The 20,277-nt window shown below is 50.9% G+C and carries 18 protein-coding genes; 13 read left to right on the plus strand and 5 right to left on the minus strand.

All coding sequences use genetic code 11. The annotated features are described in order from the left end of the window. Positions 1-6: 6 nt before the first annotated feature. The 3 genes from IE092_RS00430 (at position 7) to bamC (ending at position 2,769) form a co-directional block, all read left to right on the plus strand. Entirely contained in the window at positions 7-579 is a 573-nt protein-coding gene (locus IE092_RS00430) for a class I SAM-dependent methyltransferase (protein WP_189355049.1), read from the plus strand. Between the two features lie 72 nt (positions 580-651). Next, on the plus strand, positions 652-1,536 hold the full coding sequence (gene dapA / locus IE092_RS00435; protein ID WP_189355050.1) for a 4-hydroxy-tetrahydrodipicolinate synthase: 885 nt from the start codon (positions 652-654) through the stop codon (positions 1,534-1,536). A 72-nt stretch (positions 1,537-1,608) separates the two neighbouring features. Next, on the plus strand, positions 1,609-2,769 hold the full coding sequence (bamC, locus tag IE092_RS00440; protein ID WP_189355051.1) for an outer membrane protein assembly factor BamC: 1,161 nt from the start codon (positions 1,609-1,611) through the stop codon (positions 2,767-2,769). A 263-nt stretch (positions 2,770-3,032) separates the two neighbouring features. Here the strand turns inward: bamC and IE092_RS18655 are convergent, their stop codons facing one another. Both IE092_RS18655 and IE092_RS00450 read right to left on the minus strand, forming a co-directional pair. Next, positions 3,033-3,263, minus strand: a complete 231-nt coding sequence (locus tag IE092_RS18655) for a hypothetical protein (RefSeq protein ID WP_229793019.1) — start codon at positions 3,261-3,263, stop codon at positions 3,033-3,035. Between the two features lie 278 nt (positions 3,264-3,541). After that, positions 3,542-4,678 carry a cupin domain-containing protein gene (locus tag IE092_RS00450; RefSeq protein WP_189355053.1) on the minus strand — a complete coding sequence of 379 codons (1,137 nt, stop codon included), beginning with the start codon at positions 4,676-4,678 and terminating at the stop codon, positions 3,542-3,544. An 81-nt stretch (positions 4,679-4,759) separates the two neighbouring features. Here IE092_RS00450 and IE092_RS00455 point away from each other — a divergent pair, with 81 nt between their 5' ends. Together IE092_RS00455 and IE092_RS00460 are read left to right on the plus strand one after the other, a co-directional pair. After that, positions 4,760-5,296: an FKBP-type peptidyl-prolyl cis-trans isomerase gene (locus tag IE092_RS00455; RefSeq protein WP_189355054.1), complete on the plus strand. Its 537-nt coding sequence runs from the start codon at positions 4,760-4,762 to the stop codon at positions 5,294-5,296. A gap of 48 nt (positions 5,297-5,344) precedes the next feature. Further along, a complete protein-coding gene (locus IE092_RS00460; RefSeq protein ID WP_189355055.1) occupies positions 5,345-5,563 on the plus strand; it encodes a hypothetical protein in 219 nt (72 codons plus the stop codon). Between the two features lie 298 nt (positions 5,564-5,861). Here the strand turns inward: IE092_RS00460 and IE092_RS00465 are convergent, their stop codons facing one another. Then, positions 5,862-6,176 (minus strand): H-NS histone family protein, encoded by a 315-nt coding sequence (locus IE092_RS00465; protein WP_189355056.1) that lies wholly within the window; start codon positions 6,174-6,176, stop codon positions 5,862-5,864. Between the two features lie 785 nt (positions 6,177-6,961). On the opposite strand from IE092_RS00465, the gene IE092_RS00470 reads away from it, so the two are divergent. From IE092_RS00470 to IE092_RS00490, 6 genes are all read left to right on the plus strand, one after another. Beyond that, positions 6,962-9,157: an OsmC domain/YcaO domain-containing protein gene (locus tag IE092_RS00470; protein ID WP_189355057.1), complete on the plus strand. Its 2,196-nt coding sequence runs from the start codon at positions 6,962-6,964 to the stop codon at positions 9,155-9,157. Between the two features lie 585 nt (positions 9,158-9,742). Next, a complete protein-coding gene (locus IE092_RS00475) occupies positions 9,743-10,450 on the plus strand; it encodes an energy transducer TonB (protein WP_189355058.1) in 708 nt (235 codons plus the stop codon). Between the two features lie 279 nt (positions 10,451-10,729). After that, positions 10,730-11,014, plus strand: a complete 285-nt coding sequence (locus tag IE092_RS18660; RefSeq protein ID WP_229792953.1) for a hypothetical protein — start codon at positions 10,730-10,732, stop codon at positions 11,012-11,014. A 201-nt stretch (positions 11,015-11,215) separates the two neighbouring features. Then, positions 11,216-11,560: a hypothetical protein gene (locus IE092_RS00480; protein WP_189355059.1), complete on the plus strand. Its 345-nt coding sequence runs from the start codon at positions 11,216-11,218 to the stop codon at positions 11,558-11,560. A gap of 1 nt (position 11,561) precedes the next feature. Then, entirely contained in the window at positions 11,562-12,230 is a 669-nt protein-coding gene (locus tag IE092_RS00485; protein ID WP_189355060.1) for a hypothetical protein, read from the plus strand. A gap of 581 nt (positions 12,231-12,811) precedes the next feature. Beyond that, on the plus strand, positions 12,812-13,396 hold the full coding sequence (locus IE092_RS00490; RefSeq protein ID WP_189355061.1) for a T6SS immunity protein Tdi1 domain-containing protein: 585 nt from the start codon (positions 12,812-12,814) through the stop codon (positions 13,394-13,396). A gap of 344 nt (positions 13,397-13,740) precedes the next feature. On the opposite strand, the gene mutS is transcribed toward IE092_RS00490, so the two are convergent. Continuing rightward, the gene (mutS, locus tag IE092_RS00495) at positions 13,741-16,380 is read right to left on the minus strand and encodes a DNA mismatch repair protein MutS (RefSeq protein WP_229792954.1); all 2,640 of its coding nucleotides are present in this window, start codon (positions 16,378-16,380) and stop codon (positions 13,741-13,743) included. A 120-nt stretch (positions 16,381-16,500) separates the two neighbouring features. Continuing rightward, positions 16,501-17,301, minus strand: a complete 801-nt coding sequence (locus IE092_RS00500; RefSeq protein WP_189355734.1) for an inositol monophosphatase family protein — start codon at positions 17,299-17,301, stop codon at positions 16,501-16,503. Positions 17,302-17,420: 119 nt separating this feature from the next. Here IE092_RS00500 and IE092_RS00505 point away from each other — a divergent pair, with 119 nt between their 5' ends. Next, positions 17,421-18,185, plus strand: a complete 765-nt coding sequence (locus tag IE092_RS00505) for an RNA methyltransferase (RefSeq protein ID WP_189355062.1) — start codon at positions 17,421-17,423, stop codon at positions 18,183-18,185. A gap of 228 nt (positions 18,186-18,413) precedes the next feature. Beyond that, on the plus strand, positions 18,414-20,276 hold the full coding sequence (locus tag IE092_RS00510; protein ID WP_189355063.1) for a type IV pilus assembly protein FimV: 1,863 nt from the start codon (positions 18,414-18,416) through the stop codon (positions 20,274-20,276). The last annotated feature ends 1 nt before the right edge of the window (position 20,277 follow it).

Here is a 20,277-nt window from a genome sequence, read left to right on the forward strand (position 1 = left end):
CCTCCTGTGGTAGCGCAAATCAGTACCTGGGTTGAAAGATTTGCCAGTCAGATTCCGCATGGTAAGGTGCTGGATCTGGCGTGTGGGCAGGGACGGCACACTCGTTTTCTGGCAGCATCCGGCAGGCAGGTGGTCGCACTGGATAAAGATATCAGCGCAGTGCGGGCGATTGGTTGTGAACAGTTTCAGGCCGTTCAGTTTGATCTGGAACCGTCGGAAGATCAGGCGGCATGGTGTTTTCCGGAAGCAGAATTTGCCGGTATTGTGGTTTGCAACTATCTGCACCGGCCTTTGTTTCCTTATCTGCTGAATTCGCTGGCGCCGGGTGGTGTATTGATTTATGAAACGTTTGCAGCGGGCAATGCCCGCTTCGGACGTCCTTCCAGCCCGAGGTTTTTGCTGAATGACGGTGAATTACTGTCAGTTTGCACTGCCGAAAACGGCATGGAAGTTGTGGCGTACGAGTGCGGTGAAGTGAAGTTGCCCGCACCCGCTATGATTCAGCGTATTGTGGCGCGCCGCGTCAGCGGTTTATCACAAAATGCGCGGGATCAGAAAGTCTTGCTGTCTGGAGACTAAATTCGAGGGAAGTGTTACCAGAGCACAGGCGCTTCCGTTACAATCAGTGTTTTATTTTCTTATTGCACGAACATGACAAATATTCAGGGTAGCCTGGTTGCAATTGTGACCCCGATGCACGCAGATGGCAGTCTGGATCTGCCTGGATTGCGCAAGCTGATCGACTGGCATATTGAACAAGGTACAGACGGTATCGTGATCGTCGGTACTACCGGTGAGTCTCCGACGGTTTCCGTTGAAGAGCATTGCGAACTGATTCGCGTTGCGGTTGAGCACGTTAATAAACGTGTGCCTGTGATTGCCGGTTCCGGTGGTAATTCCACTGCGGAAGCAATTGCACTGACCCGTTTTGCGCGTGAAGCTGGAGCAGACGCTTCCCTGCAAGTTGTGCCTTATTACAACCGTCCTACTCAGGAAGGTATGTATCAGCATTTCAAAGCCATCGCTGAAGCGGTGGATATTCCTGTCATTCTGTACAACGTGCCGGGTCGTAGTGTTGCTGATCTGTCGAACGATACGATTGTTCGTTTGGCAAAAGTACCAGGCATCGTTGGTATTAAGGATGCAACCGGCAATATTGCCCGTGGTATCGATCTGATTCGTCGAGTACCTGAAGGTTTTGCAGTGTACTCCGGTGACGACGCAACAGCCATGGCGCTGATGTTGGTTGGCGGCAAAGGTAACATTTCTGTTACCGCGAACGTTGCACCGAAAGCGATGCATGAATTATGTGTTGCATCGATGAAAGGTGATATCGCAACAGCACGTGCGATTAACGATAAAGTCTTTAATCTGCACACCAATCTGTTCATTGAACCAAATCCGGTTCCTGTGAAATGGGCGCTGGCTGAAATGGGAATGATCTCTCACAGCCTGCGTCTGCCACTGGTCAATCTGTCTGCGCAATATCATGATGTGGTGAAATCTGCATTGCGTGAAGCAGGTGTATTACAATAACGACCATTTTTCAGGGCCTTTGCCGGCCCTGACTGAAAAAATCTGATTCATCATCATCGTAGGGACTTTCTCATGGCAAAAAGCATTGTTGCGAAACACAGTGTGATTGGCGCGGCAGCGTTGATTGGTCTGACCGGATGCAGTTCGATTAGTAACCTGGTTGAACCAAATAAAATTGATTATAAAAGCGCCAGTAAGGCAACAACAGTGTCCCTGGAAGTTCCTCCTGATCTGACACAAATCCGTCGTGACAGCCGCTTTGCGGTTCCGGATGCCAACAAGAGCACGGCAACGGCATCGGGTTACAACCTTGAAAAATCCGGTCAGAAGGCATCGTCCGGCAACGTCGCGGTTGCGCCATTGCAGCTGAAAGACATGCGTATCATGAAAGATGGCACGCAGCGCTGGCTGGTGGTGAAGCAAAGCCCTGAAGCATTGTGGCCGCAACTGAAGGATTTCTGGCAGGAACTGGGTTTTCTGGTGAATGTTGAAAATCCTGAAGCCGGTGTGATGGAAACGGACTGGGCGGAAAACCGCGCCAAAATCCCGCAAGACATTATCCGTAACACGCTGGGTAAAGTGATTGATTCTCTGTATTCGACCGGTGAACGCGACAAGTTCCGTACCCGTATTGAACGCGGACAAAATGGCGAAGTCGAAATTTACATCAGCCACCGTGGTGCACAGGAAGTGGTCACCGGCGCAAATCGTGATGGCACGGTCTGGCAGGCACGTGCAAATGATGCCAGTCTGGAAGCAGAATTCCTGTCCCGTCTGATGGCGCGTCTGGGTGCTGATCCTGAAACTGCGAAGTCCTCGGTAACTGCGGCAGCGGAAGTGAAAGCCCGTTCGAAAGTGCTGAAAAAAGGCGACATGACTTATGTTGAAGTCGACGAAGCTTTCGACCGTTCATGGCGTCGTGTTGGTCTGGCGCTGGACCGTGGTGGTTTCACCGTGGAAGACCGTGATCGTTCGCAAGGCGTGTACTTCGTGCGTTATGTTGATCAGGATGTTGACGCCAAAACCAAAGGTGCGTCCGAAGGTTTCTTCTCCCGCCTGTTCTCGTTTGGCTCTAAAGACGATGCAAAAACACCGCGCTTCCGTATTCTGGTGAAAAATGCGGGTGACAATGGTGAAGCCAGTCACGTTTCCGTGCATAACGACGACGGAAAGGTTGAAACTTCTCCGGTTGCAACCAAGATCCTGACACTGTTGAATGAGCAGTTGAAGTAATCTCAGGCTCTGACTTGGTGATACAAAAAACGCAGCTTCTGGCTGCGTTTTTTTATGCCTGCGCATTTACTTACCGGCATCCTGATTTCAATCTCCGGTATTGTTCGGGTGAAATACGCGGAAAACCAGTGATAAGATCGGCTGAGTCCGGTAAGGGCGGGAGGGATTCCGGATGGTTAGGCCCCGGATTTGCTGCATCGCCGAAAACAGGTAATAAAAAAGCCGGCTTACGCCGGCTTTTTAGCAAATCAAATAATCAGAGATTATTTGGATGCTGGAGTTGCAGTTGCGGAAGCTGCTGGAGCTGCGCCGGAAGCTGCTGCTGCGTCAGATGCTGCTGCTGGTGCTGGAGCTGCTGCTGGAGCTTCTGCTGGTGCAGATGCTGGAGCTGGAGCTACTGCGGAAGCTGCTGGAGCAGATGCTGCTTCTTCTTTTTTGCCGCAAGCAGCCAGTGCGATTGCCAACATGGAAACGAGCAAGAGAGATTTTTTCATGTTTGTACTTTCTGAAAATATATCAAAAAAACAGATCAAAATTATGCGATGAATAATTACCGGTAATTATCGCTCTGTAGGCTGACCACTCTGTCAGTGCGCAGTAAACTGCGCAGCAACAGAAAAAGTTTCCTAGCCCACGATTATAATGATTTTTCCGGCAATGGAATAGGTATTCGCCGCAAATTAAGGTCAAAAAGAGAAATATTTACACCGAGAAAAGCATCTAATGGTGCTTTGCACAAAAATATGCAGCTTTCGGCATATCAAAATAGCACTTATTTATTCAAAACCAGCCATCCGTCTTCATACCAGATACATAGCGCGTCCAGCACGTCCGGTGTGGCTTTGCAGACTTCTGCACCAGTCAGGGCGCGCTGATCGGCCAGTTTTGCCAGCAGCGTTTTATCTTTCGCCGTCACATTGAAAGCTTCGCCGTTGATAAACACATGCTTGCCCTGATACAGCATGATGGATTTCAGCGCCAACTTCACGCCGTTGTTTTTTGCCAGCTCGGCAAATTTCTTCTGGCTGTGCGGGCGGCGTGGCGGATCAAAAAACACGCTTGGTTTCGGTTCAGTCAGATATTCGCCGAGGAACAGTGTCATATCTTCGCGGGAGAAGCGAATTTTTTCGATTTCTGCCAGTACTTTGTCAATCATGGCATCCTGTAATTCCGCCGGATGCGTGACCGGTTCGAGTTCAGGATCAGCATAACGACCGGGTAATTCCACAGTTTCCGATTTGAAATTCAGAAAGCTTTCAGCCAGTTCCTGATAATGCGGAGTACGGAAACCGATCGAATACGTCATGCATTCGCCTTCGGCAATGCCGTCATGCGCATAGTGTGGCGGCAGATACAGCATATCGCCCGGTTCCAGCACATATTCGACTTCCGGTTTGAAGTTGCGCAGAATTTTCAGCGGCATACCGTCGATCAGGCTCAGGTCTTTCTGTGCGCCGATGCGCCAGCGGCGCTGACCGTGGGCTTGCAGCAGAAATACGTCATATGAATCAAAATGCGGGCCAACGCCGCCACCATCGGCTGCGTAACTGATCATCAGATCATCCAGCCGGGCAGACGGGACGAAATTGAACTGGCGCAGCAGCGCATCAGCTTTTTCATTGTGCAGATTCACGCCCTGAATCAGCACGGTCCATTCTTTCGGCTCTTCAACCGGCAAACGGTCGAACGGGCCTTTCGATAATTCCCAGTGATTGCCAAACGATGAAATCAGGCGCGATTCCACATCATCGCGGCCCGCCAGCGTAAATAAATCTTTTTTGCTTAACAGTGGCTTAAAGCCCGGGATTGCTTGCCGGATCAGTAAAGGTTTTTTGTGCCAGTACTCGCTGAAAAATTGTTCAACGGTCAGACCGCCGAGGAGGGTAAGTGGCAGGGATTTTTTTTTCATAACTTCTGATCAGGAAAAGTCGGCAGACAGGGCTGAAGGTTATAATCCGGCCTGTCCGCATATTCATTTAAAGGAAACGCTATGAAGATTGTCAAAAACTCGGTTGTTACAGTCCGCTACACATTAACGGACGCAGAAGACAATCTGATTGAGGAAGGTCAAGAGCCTATGGTTTATCTTCACGGGGGATACGATAACATTTTCCCTAAAATTGAAGAAGCCCTGGATGGCAAAGAAGCCGGCTTTGAAACCCGCGTACAGCTGGAACCGGAAGATGCGTTCGGCGACTACGATGCCCAGTTGCTGAAAATCGAAGCGCGTGACCGTTTCCCTGAAGGTCTGGAAGTCGGTATGCAGTTTGAAGGCACACCGGAAGATGAAGCAGAAGGCGAAGCGCATATTTTCACCGTAACAGATATCGAAGAAGGTAAAGTCGTGCTGGATGGCAATCATCCGCTGGCCGGTATGGCACTGCGCTTTGCGCTGAAAGTGGAAGCGGTGCGAGCAGCGTCTGACGAAGAAATCGCGCACGGCCACGTGCATGGTGAGCATGGTCACGATCACGGTGATGAAGATCCGGATGGTGACGACCAGTACCGCACCGTGCATCTGCACTGATGCTCTTGCCTGCGGCCTGACACAGGTCGTCAGGACTGGCAGAGCGGGATGATTTCTCCGCATGCCCACAAAAAGCACCGCAAACTTAATGCGGTGCTTTTTGTTTTTCAGCGTGCCGAAACGACTTTTTATGCTGAGATCGTCATCGTTGATTTCCGGAAGCCCGGACTTTCTGCCGACGAGCGCCACACGCCTGTGCTAAACACCGCATTTAGGGATTTTCAGCGAAAAAATCTGCTCTTCAGGCAGGTGAGTTGTAAAAAATAAGGAATTGCATCGTTTGGCCCATGCAGGGCGGGCGCGATGTTTTGTAGTTGGGATTGCAGTGCCTGCCTTGCTGCTCAAGACAGTATCAGCATTCCGGAAGCCGGCATTCAGACGAATTGCAAGTGAATATTTTCGGACTCTGCCTGTAAATGCAAGCGCAAGTGGAAATACATTAATGCTGCGTAAAAACAAAATCAGGTGAATATCCTTGAATGATATTCACCTGATCGAAATTAAATTAATGAGCAGCGCTCAGTAATTTACATTTCAATGATTCCGGATTCAGCAGCCTGAAGGCTTATTTTTGAATCAGCAAATCTTCCAGCGTGCCGCCGGCTGCGATATGGTCCTGAATAAAACGTGGTGTTCTGCCACGGCCGGACCAGGTGTCATCGCCTTTTTGGTATTTAGGAGCAACTTCGCCTTTTACGCTGCCGCGTTTTTTACCGGCTGGTGCCGCAACGTCCAGACCCAGATCTTTTGCAGTGATACCGTAAGATGCGATTTTCTGTTTGATGTCGGCAACAACAGAGTCAAATTCCGCTTTTCTGATTTCTTCCGCCTGAATTTGCAGTGCGGCGATTTGCGCTTGAATATCAGCAAGAGTAGACATGGGTTTTCTTTCGTAAAAAAATAAATCTGAAGTCGCTATTGTTGCACAGTATTTATTTAATTCGCTATCCCTTTATTTGCAAAAAATTGTTGAACATCGATGGAATTGCTCAGAATTTCATCATTATTTCCGTGGCGATCAGTATTAGCGGGATTGAATCGATGAAATATATTGTATTTTCCGATTTACAGATTCTGATCTGAATTAATCGAGGAAAGAGATTGATTTAATCGTTTTTTCACTGCTGAGTCAGGCGTAAGCCGTTGATTTGTAAAGAATCCGATTTCCGAAAGGCGAATAAATCAGCAGTTCCCTGAGGCATTGCAAAGAAATCCGGCAATCTCACCGTATTTTGCAAAAAAAGACCTGCATTTCTGCCGGTTTTTCAGCCAGCGCGGGTCTTTAATGGGATAATCCGCGCTCGGATTTTTTACCGGCAGAAAATTGCTGCATTTGATTTGACCACCGCGCTCCCTTGGCAGCCTGCGATAGCCCCTTTGCTGAATCGTTCAGCCTTAGTTTGTCGGTGCAGCGCTCTGCTCAACACTTTGAAGCTGCTATGCTGTAAGCCGGATGCGGGCATCGTTCATCGTGATGATGACTGCATATGGACTAAAGACTACGCAGTCCGGCATCGCAGCGCAAACGGATTTTGTTTTTACCTGAAGAGTGCCGCAGCACCGGAGTTTTATCTTTTTGTAATTTAAAAAAGATAATTAATTCTGACTAGTATTAAAGCATTCTGCGAGCACTTCTTTTAACGACCAGTTTTTGGAATTATTTTTATGGAAATTAAAGTCAACTTTCTCGATAAGCTTCGCCTCGAAGCCAAATTCGATGATTTCACGGTGATCGCGGATCAGCCTATCCGGTATAAAGGCGATGGTTCCGCGCCGGGGCCGTTTGACTATTTTCTGGCGTCGTCTGCTTTATGTGCGGCTTATTTTGTGAAGTTGTATTGCAATACTCGCAATATCCCAACAGAAAATATCCGTTTATCGCAAAATAATATTGTTGATCCGGAAAACCGTTATCAGCAAATATTTAAAATTCAGGTCGAATTACCACCGGATATTTCAGAAAAAGACCGCGAAGGCATTCTGCGTTCGATTGACCGCTGCACGGTTAAAAAAGTCGTGCAAACCGGCCCGGAATTTGTCATTGAAGAAGTCGCGAATCTGGATGCTGACGCACAAGCCTTGCTGACACTGAATCCGGAAGCCGGCGCCACGACCTATATCCCGGGTAAAGATTTGCCGCTGGAGCAAACCATCGCGAATATGTCTTCCGTGCTGGCGAATCTGGGCATCAAAATTGAAATCGCTTCGTGGCGCAATATCGTACCGAATGTCTGGTCTTTGCATATTCGTGATGCGCATTCACCGATGTGCTTTACGAACGGCAAAGGTGCAACCAAAGAAAGCGCGCTGGCTTCAGCGCTGGGCGAATACATCGAACGGATCAGCAATAACCATTTCTACGCCGGTGCTTTCTGGGGCGAAGAAATCGCCAATGCGGCGTTTGTGCATTATCCGAATGAGCAATGGTTCAAGCCGGGCCGCAAAGATGCGCTGCCGAAAGAAATTCTCGATGATTACACACGCGGCATTTATGATCCGGACGGCGAACTGCGCGGTTCCCATCTGATCGATACCAATTCCGGCAACACGGAACGCGGCATTTGCTCGCTGCCGTTTGTACGTGAATCTGATGGCAAGACCGTGTATTTCCCGTCCAACCTGATTGAAAACCTGTACGCCAGTAACGGTATGAGCGCCGGTAACACGCTGGCGGAAGCGCAGGTGCAGTGCTTGTCTGAAATTTTTGAACGCGCCGTCAAGCGTGAAATTCTGGAGGGCGAAATCGCCTTGCCAGACGTGCCGCAGGACGTGCTGGCGAAATATCCGGGCATCGTGGAAGGCATCAAAGGGCTGGAAGAGCAGGGCTTTCCGGTGCTGGTCAAAGATGCGTCGCTCGGTGGCCAGTATCCGGTGATGTGTGTAACGCTGATGAACCCGCGTACCGGCGGCGTGTTTGCCTCTTTCGGCGCGCACCCTAGTCTGGAAGTCGCGCTGGAACGCAGTCTGACTGAACTGATGCAGGGCCGTAGCTTTGAAGGCCTGAACGATTTACCGCGCCCGACTTTCGCCAGCGAAGCCGTGACCGAGCCGTATAACTTCGTTGAACACTTCATCGATTCCAGCGGCGTGGTGTCATGGCGCTTCTTCAGTGCCAAAGCCGATTATGAATTCGTGGAATGGGATTTCTCCGGTCACGGTGAAAACTCGAATGCCGACGAAGCCGCAACGCTGCTCGGCATCCTCAAAGACATGGGCAAGGAAGTGTACACCGCCGTCTACGACCAGCTCGGCGCAACCGCCTGCCGTATTCTGGTGCCGGGCTATTCGGAAGTCTATCCGGTGGAAGATCTGATCTGGGATAACACCAACAAATCCCTGCTGTTCCGCGAAGATGTGCTGAATATCCATCGCCTTGACGACGAACAGCTGGAAGCACTGCTGGATCGTCTGGAAAACAATGAGCTGGATGATTACGGCGATGTTGCATCCCTGATCGGTATCGAGTTCGATGAAAACACCGTCTGGGGCCAACTGACCGTGCTGGAACTGCGCCTGCTGATCAATCTTGCCCTGCAAGACTTTGAAGAAGCGCAGGAACTGGTAAGCGCCTTCCTGCAATACAACGACAACACCGTCGACCGTGGTCTGTTCTATCAGGCAATGAGCGCCGTGCTGGAAATCATCCTCAGTGACGACATGGAGCTGGATGATTACGTCAACAACTTCCGCCGCATGTTCGGTGATGCCCGCATGGACGCCGTCCTTGGATCGGTAGATGGCAGCGTCCGTTTCTACGGCCTGACGCCAACCAGCATGAAGCTGGAAGGCCTGGACCGCCACCAGCGCCTGCTCGACAGCTACAAAAAACTCCACGCCGCCCGCGCCAAAGCCGCGCAGTAATCCGGCAATCCACACATCAGGCAGACCAGCAGACACGGTCTGCCTGATGTTTTTCGTCCTCACACCTTCCCGAAGCACCTGCTTTTTCACGCGCTTCATTCGCTTCATTCCCCGTTTTGCAGGCAAGGCCCGCATTTGTCTTCCGCAACCACAACACAAGCCGACCCGTTTCCTGTGTTCGTACTTTGCAGGAATCGTCATCTGGCATTCCCGCAAGCCCGGACTTTCTGCCGATGACAGCCGAAGTGCTATGCTGAACACCGCATTTGCGGGATAAAAAGGTTAAATACTGGGTTTCAGGGTATTGATGACGCTGAGTGAGGCATTGGTGGTAAGTGAGAGTCGGGTAGGGAGGTAAACACCTGCTCGCGTAAGCGTTACCGCGCGTAGTAACTGAGGATCTGGCTACAGCGTGTCTAATACGCAGGCATGTTAAATTTTTTATTGATTAATTGATGGAATAAACCGGAGCCGCAGGGGATATTCGGGTTAATTGCGACCATATACTCGAAATTTAACATCGGTATCGCTAACACTAATGTGTATTGTTATTAAAATTTAAGAGTGTAAATTCTGTTGAGTGGCATGCGTGAAGTGATTATATTTGCATATTTCAATATAAATCATTTAAGCACTCCGAAAGAAATGCGCATGTCTAAGTACCTTATTCTGCTGGCTGCACTCATAGCGCCTGTCATTGCATGGTCTCAAGAGCAAACCGCTTCAGTACCAACCGAACCTCGCCCAGCTCGGGCAAGGGAAATAGTGGTGTACCCGGACGATCAGGAATATCCGGCGGAGCTGGTCAAAACAGGCGTCCAGGGCACTGCATTTGTTCTGGTTGCCTTTAACCCTGACGGAACTCCGGTAAGCACGGCTGTCCGAACGACATCTCGCTCTGATCAGCTTGATGAGATCGCGCTCTCCATCGTCAGGAAGCTTTCCCTTCAGCAAACTACGGACTCCGGCACGCCGCGCTACTCGTCAGTCCTTGTGCCGGTCAAGTTCAGCAAGGACGTCGTGACAGATCTTGGCAAAAAGTCGTGTGAAGACTTAAACGTGGACCTTGCCTATTTCAGGTCCGTTTTTCCCGAGAAGAAGTCCGAAGATCTTGAACTGTTTAGCATTGCGACGGGCGCGTTGTTTCTCATCGTCAAAAACGAAAAACGCATGCCTATTGTCGCGGGCAGGAAGACGGTAATTTCCAAAACCATTGCGACATGCGCAGCAGAGCCTGAACGCAAGTTCTTTGAAGTGATGTTGCGAGCCGCTGATGAAGTTTCTGTAAAGTAGTTCTCCGTATTAACCCAACCTGATGGATTTTTCCCGAAGGGTAAGAAATTATCCTTAGTTGTCACACGACACGGTGCATATCGAAAGTTGGATCACATGAACCTCGCATAAGAACTTCAGCAGTTGCAAGTGGCGTCTGATGCATTCTCGCTCGAGCTGAGGTCCGGCTCTTGGTTCGAGTTGATGCACTGGCATCCGGACATTCACGGCATAGGTAATACGAATGCGAATGCGCGTTCCGTGTGCCTCTCGGTTTCCCGGCAATACTTCTAAAAGGTGTTGGCAGAACTATCGGCTTGGGGGCAGCCCAGTCAGTGCTGGTTCATTGCCGATGAAAATGACTCAGGGGAGGATGCGATTTATGTCCACACACCGAATCCAAATCGGGAAAATTTTCCGTATCGGTTCGATGAAATCACCTGGAAAGTTATCCCGCCATCATGGCTGGCATTACACTTTCCTGAACCTCTTTTTGTTCACGGGCTGAGTCAGTTCGATGGTGGTGTACTGCATTGGGTAGTTCCGGGCAATTCACCGGCTACAATCAATGCAGGCCTGTTCTGAGTCTCGCAATGGACTGGTACAGCCGCGTTAGACACAGGTCTGCCATTCAATCGCCTCCCGTCGAATCGTGTAGCACGGGCGGGCTTTTCTGATTTCATTCACCCGTAATCAGAGTTGTGGTGGGTTACAATCTGTCGATTCGCCAACAGGATATCTATGTCAAAACAAGCTCCACCGGTCTGGTCAGCAGCCATTTTTTCCGTGGCCGTGTTATACGGTTTTTGGGCAGCCAGTGCGCAGTATCTGCGTGACCCCGGTTTGCATCAGGGGGCAGGTATCTTAATCAGCCTGGTGTATCTTCCCTTGATCTTTTTGATTGGCATGCTGGTGGCGGGCGGCGTGTTAGGAGTGGTTTTCAAAATGTTCACGGAAACCACGGCGCGCGCCGGCTTGTTACTTGCTGCGCTGCTTGTTTATGTCATTGGTTCGGGAAAACCCTCGCTGACCGGGCTGATTCTGGCCTTACTGGCGTTTCCCTTCGGATATTTCTTCAGTCAGAAAGCAAGCAAAGACCAACAGGATTTAGATAAATTCATGGAGAAGTAAGATGGCTGAACATGTCGAACCTTCCATGAAATATCTGCAAAAATTTACTTCGCCCTTGTGGGATTTGATTGATCTGGAAAATTACAAGCCGGTGTCGATTATTGAAGCGCAAAGAGCCGGTTTTGATGTCGTGATCATCGATATGCAGCACCGCGCTTACGGTTTGATGGCTGATAACGGCCAGACTGCCAATACCACCTTCTTTGTATTGCGCCATCAGTCTGCATTCCGGCAGCCGCAAATTGCCGATATCGGGCGGGTCAGACAATATGACGCACGGTTACAGGTTTCAGTTGATTCCGAAGCTATTTATATGGCTGTCCCGGCTAAACAAATCAGGCCGGGCGAGTGGGAAGCGATATTGCAAATCATGGCAACGCTTGCCGCTGAGCTGAAGGAAACACCCGCGACGGGGCAGCAGCATGTGAAAGGCCGCGTCAGTTATCGTCCGGTCGGTGCTGGCTATGCCGTATATCTGTTCTGGACGATCGTCAGCCTGATCGTCGCTGTGACGATGCTGGGCTTCGGTCTGGGTGGCTTATTCGGACTAACGAAACTGGCTGAAACCTGGCGCGAATCGAACAAACTCAGCGGAGAAATGCTGCTGGCTTCCGTATTTTTCTTTTTCGGCGCGCTTCACTCTTATACAAAGGCGAAAAAAAGACGCTGAACCGTATTTTGATCATCCCGCCTGACAAGTATTTTGTGCAGAAATCATCATCCATGCTTCCCGTAAGCCCGGACTTTCTGCCGACGACAGCGGAGTTGCTATGCTGAACACCGCATTTTGATGTTAAAACGGTAAAATCATCGGGTTCGGCGTGTTACTGGTACGTAAGCGCTCTGTTGTTTGTAATACGATCTTTGCTTATGACGGGTGGCTGAACTTATGTCACAAACACTGCAGAGGTTGACCTCGCTCTTAAATACAAACCGGGTTGGACCGAAGCGCAACGGGCTGAAGCTGCTGCAAAAGCCCAAATCCTGAATGATGCACCAACAGTTGTAACTAATTCGGATCGAGTGGGGACTGATGCAGCAATGAATCGGTATCGTTGAGCCGAGCAAGTTCCATCGGGACGCGACATAGATCATATGGTCGACTTGCAATTAGGTGGCAGGAAAACAGCTGATAATTTGTGGTCGCTTGATTCCAGTGTTAACCGTAGCCTTGGCGCTCAGGTACAACAGCAAATTAAAAATCTACCTCCGGGTACGCGAATCAATCGGGTTACGATTGGAGATTAACAAATGTTTGATATTTTCAAGACCGTATTTTTTCCCGATGCAGGAATTTCCCAAACTGCAGCGGAACCAACTAAGGTTTCGCTTGGAGATAATCAAGTCAGTGAATTATTGATTTGTTATGGGGGCAAATCCTTTAATAAAGGGATTTACCGCATCATTCCTCTGAATAATGTCGCTTATTGGAATGACTTGGTTCTGGATGCTTTCCCTAGCTTCTCGGGTCGCATAACGTGTTTCGCTGTGGATTGGTTAGGGCGTGTTTTTGCTGTTGATTCTGCAAGGCTCGAAGATGGTCATCCAGGAGTTTTAATGCTTGAGCCGGGGACCGCCGAGGCGCTGGAGATTCCCTGTAACATCGAAACTTTCCATGAGAATGAATTGATTCAGTATCGAGAGGAAGCACTGGCGGCGAGTTTTTACCAACAATGGTTGGAATGTGGAGGTCTGCCGCCTGCAGTCAATCAATGTATCGGTTACAAGAAGCCGTTATTTCTTGGTGGCACTGATACCGTAGACAACTTGGAAGTATCGGATTTGGACGTTTACTGGACGATTGCTGGGCAGTTGATTCAACGCGGTAAGGTGTAATGGGTAGGGCGCATTGCAATGCGCCGATTGGGAGTGATACTGAGTTGCGGCTAAAAAAACGTATAACGGCGGTTGGTTCTGACTTATATGCAAATATCGTCATTTCAATTTCCCGCAAGGCCAGACTTTCTGCCGACGACAGCCAGATTGCTGTGCTGAACACCGCATTTGAGGCATTTTTGAGGGTGCTGAGAGTGCCTCGCTGGATATAAGAATATTTATTGGCGCTGATAACAAAAAGCCCCGCATTTCTATGAGAGAAGCGGGGCTTTTTCTTCGTGGTCAGCGATCACGTCAAAGCTGTGCTGACCGACAGAGGACAGCGGAGAAACAGGAAAGACGTTTTACAGGTCTTTTTTCAGTTGATACAGCAAGTCCAGTGCCTGACGCGGTGTGAGGCTGTCGGGGTCGCTGTTTTTCAGTAAGTCCAGTGCCTGTAATTCTTCATCGCTGAGTTGCGGGGCGCTGGTTTGCTCGTCGGGTTCGTCAGCATCGGCTACGGCGGCAGCGGCGAACAGGTCGAACTGGTTGTTGCTGTGGACGGCGTGCGCTTCCAGTTCTGCCAGATGTTTGCGCGCGTTTTTGATCACGCTTTGCGGAATACCGGCAAGCTGGGCGACTTGCAAGCCGTAACTTTGCGATGCGGGGCCGGGTTGCACCGCGTGCAGGAACACGATGCTTTCTTTGTGTTCTACCGCAGCCAGATGCACATTGCTGGCGCTACTGTGGGTGTCCGGCAATTGCGTCAGTTCAAAATAATGCGTCGCAAACAGGGTGAAGCTGCGGGTGTGCTGGATCAGGTGGCGGCTGATTGCCCATGCCAGCGCCAGACCATCAAACGTGGATGTACCACGGCCGACTTCATCCATCAGCACCAGCGAGTGTTCGGTCGCGCCGTTCAGAATCGCGGCGGATTCGGTCATTTCCACCATGAAAGTAGAGCGGCCGCCTGCCAGATCGTCAGCTGCGCCGATACGGGTGTAGATGCGGTCGATCGGGCCGATGGTGGCGCTGTCGGCTGGCACATAGCTGCCGATGTAGGCGAGCAGGGTGATCAGCGCAACCTGACGCATAAAGGTGGATTTACCGCCCATGTTCGGGCCGGTAATCAGCAGGAAGCGTTTTTCCGGGCTGAGTAAGCAATCGTTGGCGATGAAGCGCTCGATCTGTTGTTCCACCACAGGATGACGGCCCTGATGAATTTGCAGCGAAGGCTGCGCCACCAGATGCGGGCGGCTCCACTGATGGCGGGCGGCATGGCTGGCCAGTGCAACCAGTACATCGGTACTGGCGACCGCGCGGGCGATTTCCTGCAGCTGACGGATATGCGGCATCAGTTCCTGCAGCAATTGTTCATACAGGAACTTCTCGCGTGACAGGGCGCGTTCCTGCGCGGACAGCGCTTTGTCTTCAAAGGCTTTCAGTTCCGGCGTGATATAGCGTTCGGCGTTTTTCAGGGTCTGGCGACGGCGGTAGTTTTCCGGGACTTTGTCGGCCTGACCGTTGGTAACTTCGATATAAAAACCATGCACGCGGTTGTATTCCACGCGCAGATTGGCGATACCTGTGCGTTCGCGTTCGCTGGCTTCCAGTTCGGTCAGGAACTGGCCGGCGTTTTCAGACAGGGCGCGTAATTCGTCCAGCTCGCTGTCGTAGCCATTTGCGATCACGCCGCCGTCGCGCACCATTGTTGCCGGTGTTTCCAGTAACGCGCGCTGCAACAGGGTATCGCAGGCTTCCGGCGAGGATAATTCTTTGCTCAGGGCGTCCAGCATCGCAGCGGCAGCAACGGAAGTGCTGATCTGCAGTGCTTCTTTCAACGCCGGTAAATGGCGTAAGCCGTCACGCAGTGCGGATAAATCACGCGGACGGGCAGATTGCAGGGCGATGCGTGTCGTGATGCGTTCCACGTCCGGAATCAGGTTCAGCGCATTGCGGATGGCATCTGCCTGATCGGATTGCATCAGCGATGCAATGGCTTGCTGGCGTTCAGCGGCAATCGCCTGATTACGTAAAGGATGGTGCAGCCAGTGGCGCAGCAGGCGCGAACCCATCGCTGTTTTGCAGTGATCGAGCAGCGAGAATAACGTTGGCGATTCCTGTCCGCGCAGGGTTTCGGTGATTTCCAGATTGCGGCGGGTGGCGCTGTCGATGCCGATGTAGGCATCTTCGGTTTCCACCTGCACCTGATTCACATGGCGCAAGCCTTTGCCCTGGGTGTTTTCTGCGTAACGCAGAATAGCACCGCTCGCGCCCAGCGCTGCCTGCAGGTTTTCAATACCGAAACCGGTCAGGCTGGTGGTGCCGAGCTGGGTTTTTAAGGCGGCCTCGCCTTGCTTGATATCGAAATGCCAGTCCGGTACGTCCGTCAGCTTGCCGGATAACTGCGCATGAAATTCATCGGTGAACAGGGTGCCGGCGGAAACCAGAATTTCTGCCGGAGAAATGCGTTCTAATTCCTGCAGTAACAACTTCTGAATATTTTTTTCATCAGAAGAAATTTCCATCAGGCGCAGATTGCCGCTGGCCAGCGATAACCATGCCAGACCCGCTTGCACGGTTTTGCGGCTTTGCTGCAGACAAATTGCCAGCAGCGGGCGTTCGGATTTTTCCGGTAACAGATCGGAATCGGTCAGCGTGCCGGGTGTCACGATACGCATGACTTTGCGCTCAACCGGGCCTTTGGAAGTGGCCGGATCACCGATCTGTTCGCAAATCGCAGCAGATTCACCAAGTTTGACCAGCTTTGCCAGATAGCCATCCAGCGAATGAAACGGGACACCTGCCATTTTGATCGGCTCGCCACCGGAACTGCCGCGCTGCGTCAGCGTAATGCCAAGCAGGCGTGAGACTTTTTCAGCGTCTTCAAAAAACAGTTCGTAAAAATCTCCCATACGGTAAAACACGAGGGTATGCGGATGGTCGTCTTTGATGCGTAAATACTGCTGCATCATCGGCGTGTGTTTGCTGGTGTCTTTTGTCATCTTCTACAGCGAAAATTGGATTGCGGACTGTGGTGGCAGGGTAATGCGGCTTGCCGGAACTAAAACGCCGGATCAGCGAGGCTAATCCGGCGTTGTGGTGTGCTGAAAACCGGTAGGGAATCAGGCAGATTTGGCGCTGGCGGCAAACGGGCTCAGCAAGTGAACCATCTGGCCGAATACTTTCGGTGTGCCAGCCAGTACATCGCCTTTGTGCAGGTAGTCGGCTTCGCCGGAGAAGTTACCTACGATACCACCGGCTTCCGTGACCAGCAGGGAGCCTGCAGCGATATCCCACGGTGCCAGACCTTTTTCAAAGAAACCGTCGAAACGGCCAACAGCAACGTAGGCCAGATCCAGTGCAGCAGAACCTGCACGGCGCAGACCCTGGCATTTTGGTGTCATGACTTTGAACATGTCCATGTACTGTTCCAGACCGGACAGATCACGGGAAGGGAAGCCGGTACCGATCAGTGCAGCAGAGATTTTGTCGCAACGGGTAACGCGTACGCGTTTTTCGTTCAGGAACGCGCCTGCGCCTTTGCTGGCGGTGAACATTTCATTGCGGGTTGGGTCGTACACCACGGCCTGAGTGATGACGCCTTTGTGTTGCAGGGCGATGGATACGCAGTATTGCGGGAAGCCGTGGATAAAGTTGGTCGTGCCGTCCAGCGGATCGATGATCCAGACGTACTCGTTTTCATCATGCAGATTAGCGGATGCACCCGACTCTTCAGCCAGAATTGCGTGGTCTGGGTAAGCGGTTTTGAGAACTTCGATAATGGCTGCTTCAGCAGATTTATCAACGTCGGTGACGAAGTCGTTGAAGTATTTTTCAGTAACGCCGATGCGATCGAGGTCGAAAGTAGCGCGATTAATGACGGCGGCGCCGCGGCGAGCGGCTTTAATAGCCGTATTGAGCATTGGGTGCATAAATATTCCGATAAAATGACAACACACTGATCCGGTAGTAATCCGGTCAGTATGTGATGATATACAGTGAAAAAGAACATGCGCGCAGGCGCGATTACCCGCTATTTTAAATGAAGTCCGAACAAACTGATACCAGCCCGTACGCAAAAGTCCGATTTATTCTGGTGGAAACCAGTCAGCCCGGCAATGTCGGCGCTGCCGCGCGTGCCATAAAGACTATGGGTTTTCATCAACTGATCATTGTCAATCCGCGTTTTCCCGATGTACTGACGCATCCGGAAGCGATTGCGTTTGCCAGCGGCGCGACCGATGTACTGTCGTCGGCGCGTATTGTCGGTGATATTGCAGAAGCACTGGAGGGGGTGGTGCACATGGCGGCTGTCAGTGCCCGTTTGCGTGAATATTCGCCGCCGGTGGTGACACCGCGCGCATTTGCTGCACATGCTGCTGCATTGAGCGGAGACGTCGCTGTGGTGTTCGGGAATGAACGTTACGGTCTGCCGAATGAGATTGTGATCAACAGTCAGCAACTGATTAATATTCCGGCGAACCCCGATTATTCTTCACTGAATCTCGCGCAGGCCATTCAGGTTGTTGCGTACGAGTTACGTCAGGCGATTTGCGATGATTCCGCGACAAATGTAAAACCTGCTGGTGAGCTTTTGAATTTACCGGCAACCGCGGAGCAGATTGATGGCATGTATGCACATTTACAGCAGGCACTTGTTGCAATCGGCTTTCTGGATCCTGAGAATCCGAAAAAACTGATGCCGAGAATTAAACGTATGTTTGCGCGCAGCGGACTGGAGGCAGAGGAAGTTAATATTGTTCGAGGAATATCAAAAAAAATACTCGATAAATTCAATCGGAATTAGGTATTCTTAGTCGTACTGCATAAGTTGCAAACAAATGATAAATAATGTTGCAACAATGGAAAACATTGCTCGTCTGACATTTTCATGGACGTTGCAACTTTGATATAAATACGGAGTTTTGTAGCGGTAATTTTCCGGCAGGCCGGATGTTTTATAGTAAAGGACCTCATCATTATTCCGTTTCGCAAATCAACGCTGACCTTGCTGTTGTCCGGAATTATCGGGCTGATGGCAGCTGAAGAGGCCGGAGCCGTTGCGCTCAGCGGCTTGCGGACGCAGTCTTATCTCGGCCAGCCGTTCAAAGGCCAGCTGGAAATGACCGGGCCGGATGCCCTGATGCTGGACAGTTCCTGTTTGCAGGCGCAGGTCGAAACGCCGGACGGGATTTTTATTTCTCCGGTCAACATTGCGCTCACGCAACGCACAAATGCAGTCAGTGTTTCTTTTCAAAGCCGCAAGCCTATCCATGAACCAGCGATCAAGCTGGTAATGAAAGTGGCATGTGAAGTCCAGCTCAGCCGTGAATATTTGTTATTGCTGGATCCGGGTGGAAATGCTGTAGAAACTGCAGCGATTGCATCCGCCTCGCCAAATGCCCGTACCCAGGTAGCCGCTGAACGTGCTGCGCCTAAAGTGAAAACACCGGCATCAGAAGGTGGTGCAGCCACAGCATCGGAAATTGTCAGTCAGCGGCATCAGCCCAAAACATCTGAGTCGAAAAAAAGCCGGGCAGAACGTGCGCCAAAACCCGCCGCGGCGCAGGATACGCTGAAGCTGTCGGATCAGGTGGAAATGATTGCGCAAGGGATGAAAATGTCGCAGTCCCTGACACTGGGTGCCGCGAACAACAAGTCCGGAGCGCAGGATGTTGAGGAGCTGCGTCAGGCGCAGGCGCATTTTTCAGCAATGCTGCGTGGCGAAGCCGTTGCGCCTGCAGAAGTGCAAACAGCATCCAAAGCAGACCAAAGCCGTGCTGATACGCTGCAAAAGGAAGCCGGGCAATTGAAAAAACAATTGCAGCTGGAAAAAGCGCAGCTTGAAGAATTGCGTGAAAACTCCGTGTCTGAAAGCTGGATGTGGGCTTTGAGCGGATTGCTGGCGGCAGCGCTGGCGTCGTCGGGGTTGTTGTATGCCTATGTACGTCGATTGCACCGAACGCATCCCGGTAGCTGGTGGGAGCAGACGCCTGCAAAAGTTGAACCGGAACCGCGTAAAAATATTGAAGAACTGGTTAACAGCGTGCAGGCTACGTATGCGACAGAACCGCATTTAAGTGCTGTCGCAGAGTTGCCGGAAATGCCGTCACAAGTCATCACTGCAAAAACTGATTCGCGTTTGCGTACCGTTTCGCAGACCAAAGAGCGGGATCTTGGTAATCTGGAGACGCACTCGGTTTTCGGTCGCACCTACTCACCAAGCCTTGAAGATACCAACAGCAGTACCTTTAACTTCTTCGCGACCCCCAAAGGGAATACGATGAAGGTCGAGGAAATTTCTGATGTGACGCAGGAAGCAGAGTTCTGGATGTCTGTGAATGATCCGGAGCGGGCAATTGAAATTCTTGAGCCGCAACTGGACGTGGACCATCCGGATTCTCCGGTACCCTGGCTGTATCTGCTGGATCTGTACCGGATGGTCGGAAAGAAAGCCGAATATGACGAATTGCGTGATCGTTTCGTAGTCTTCTTTAATGCAAATATTCCGGAGTTTGAAACTGATCCTGGAACGTTGAATCCTCGTCAACTGGATGACTTTGAGCATCTGGTAAAACGGATCTGCGCAATCTGGGATACCAATGAAGCGATTCCTTTCCTCGAAAGTTTGCTTGTTGACGATCGTGATGGTAAGCGCATGGGTTTCGAATTGCCGGTGTACCGCGATATTTTGTTGTTAATTTCAATTGCGCATGAGCTTGAAAAGTCCCGTGCGCATGGTGGTTTGCCTTCCCTGCATGCATCGACATTGCCACCAAGGCAATTGCCCAAAGATCCGATGGCGACGCAAGCTGCCCAGCCGGAACCTGAACCTGAAAACGGCAATCTGATTGATTTTGAGGTTTATGATTTCCGCAAACCGGATGAGCAAAAATAAT

It is taken from the genome of Cognatundibacterium squillarum (assembly GCF_014652435.1).
GTDB classification, from domain to species: domain Bacteria; phylum Pseudomonadota; class Gammaproteobacteria; order Burkholderiales; family Burkholderiaceae_D; genus Undibacterium; species Undibacterium squillarum.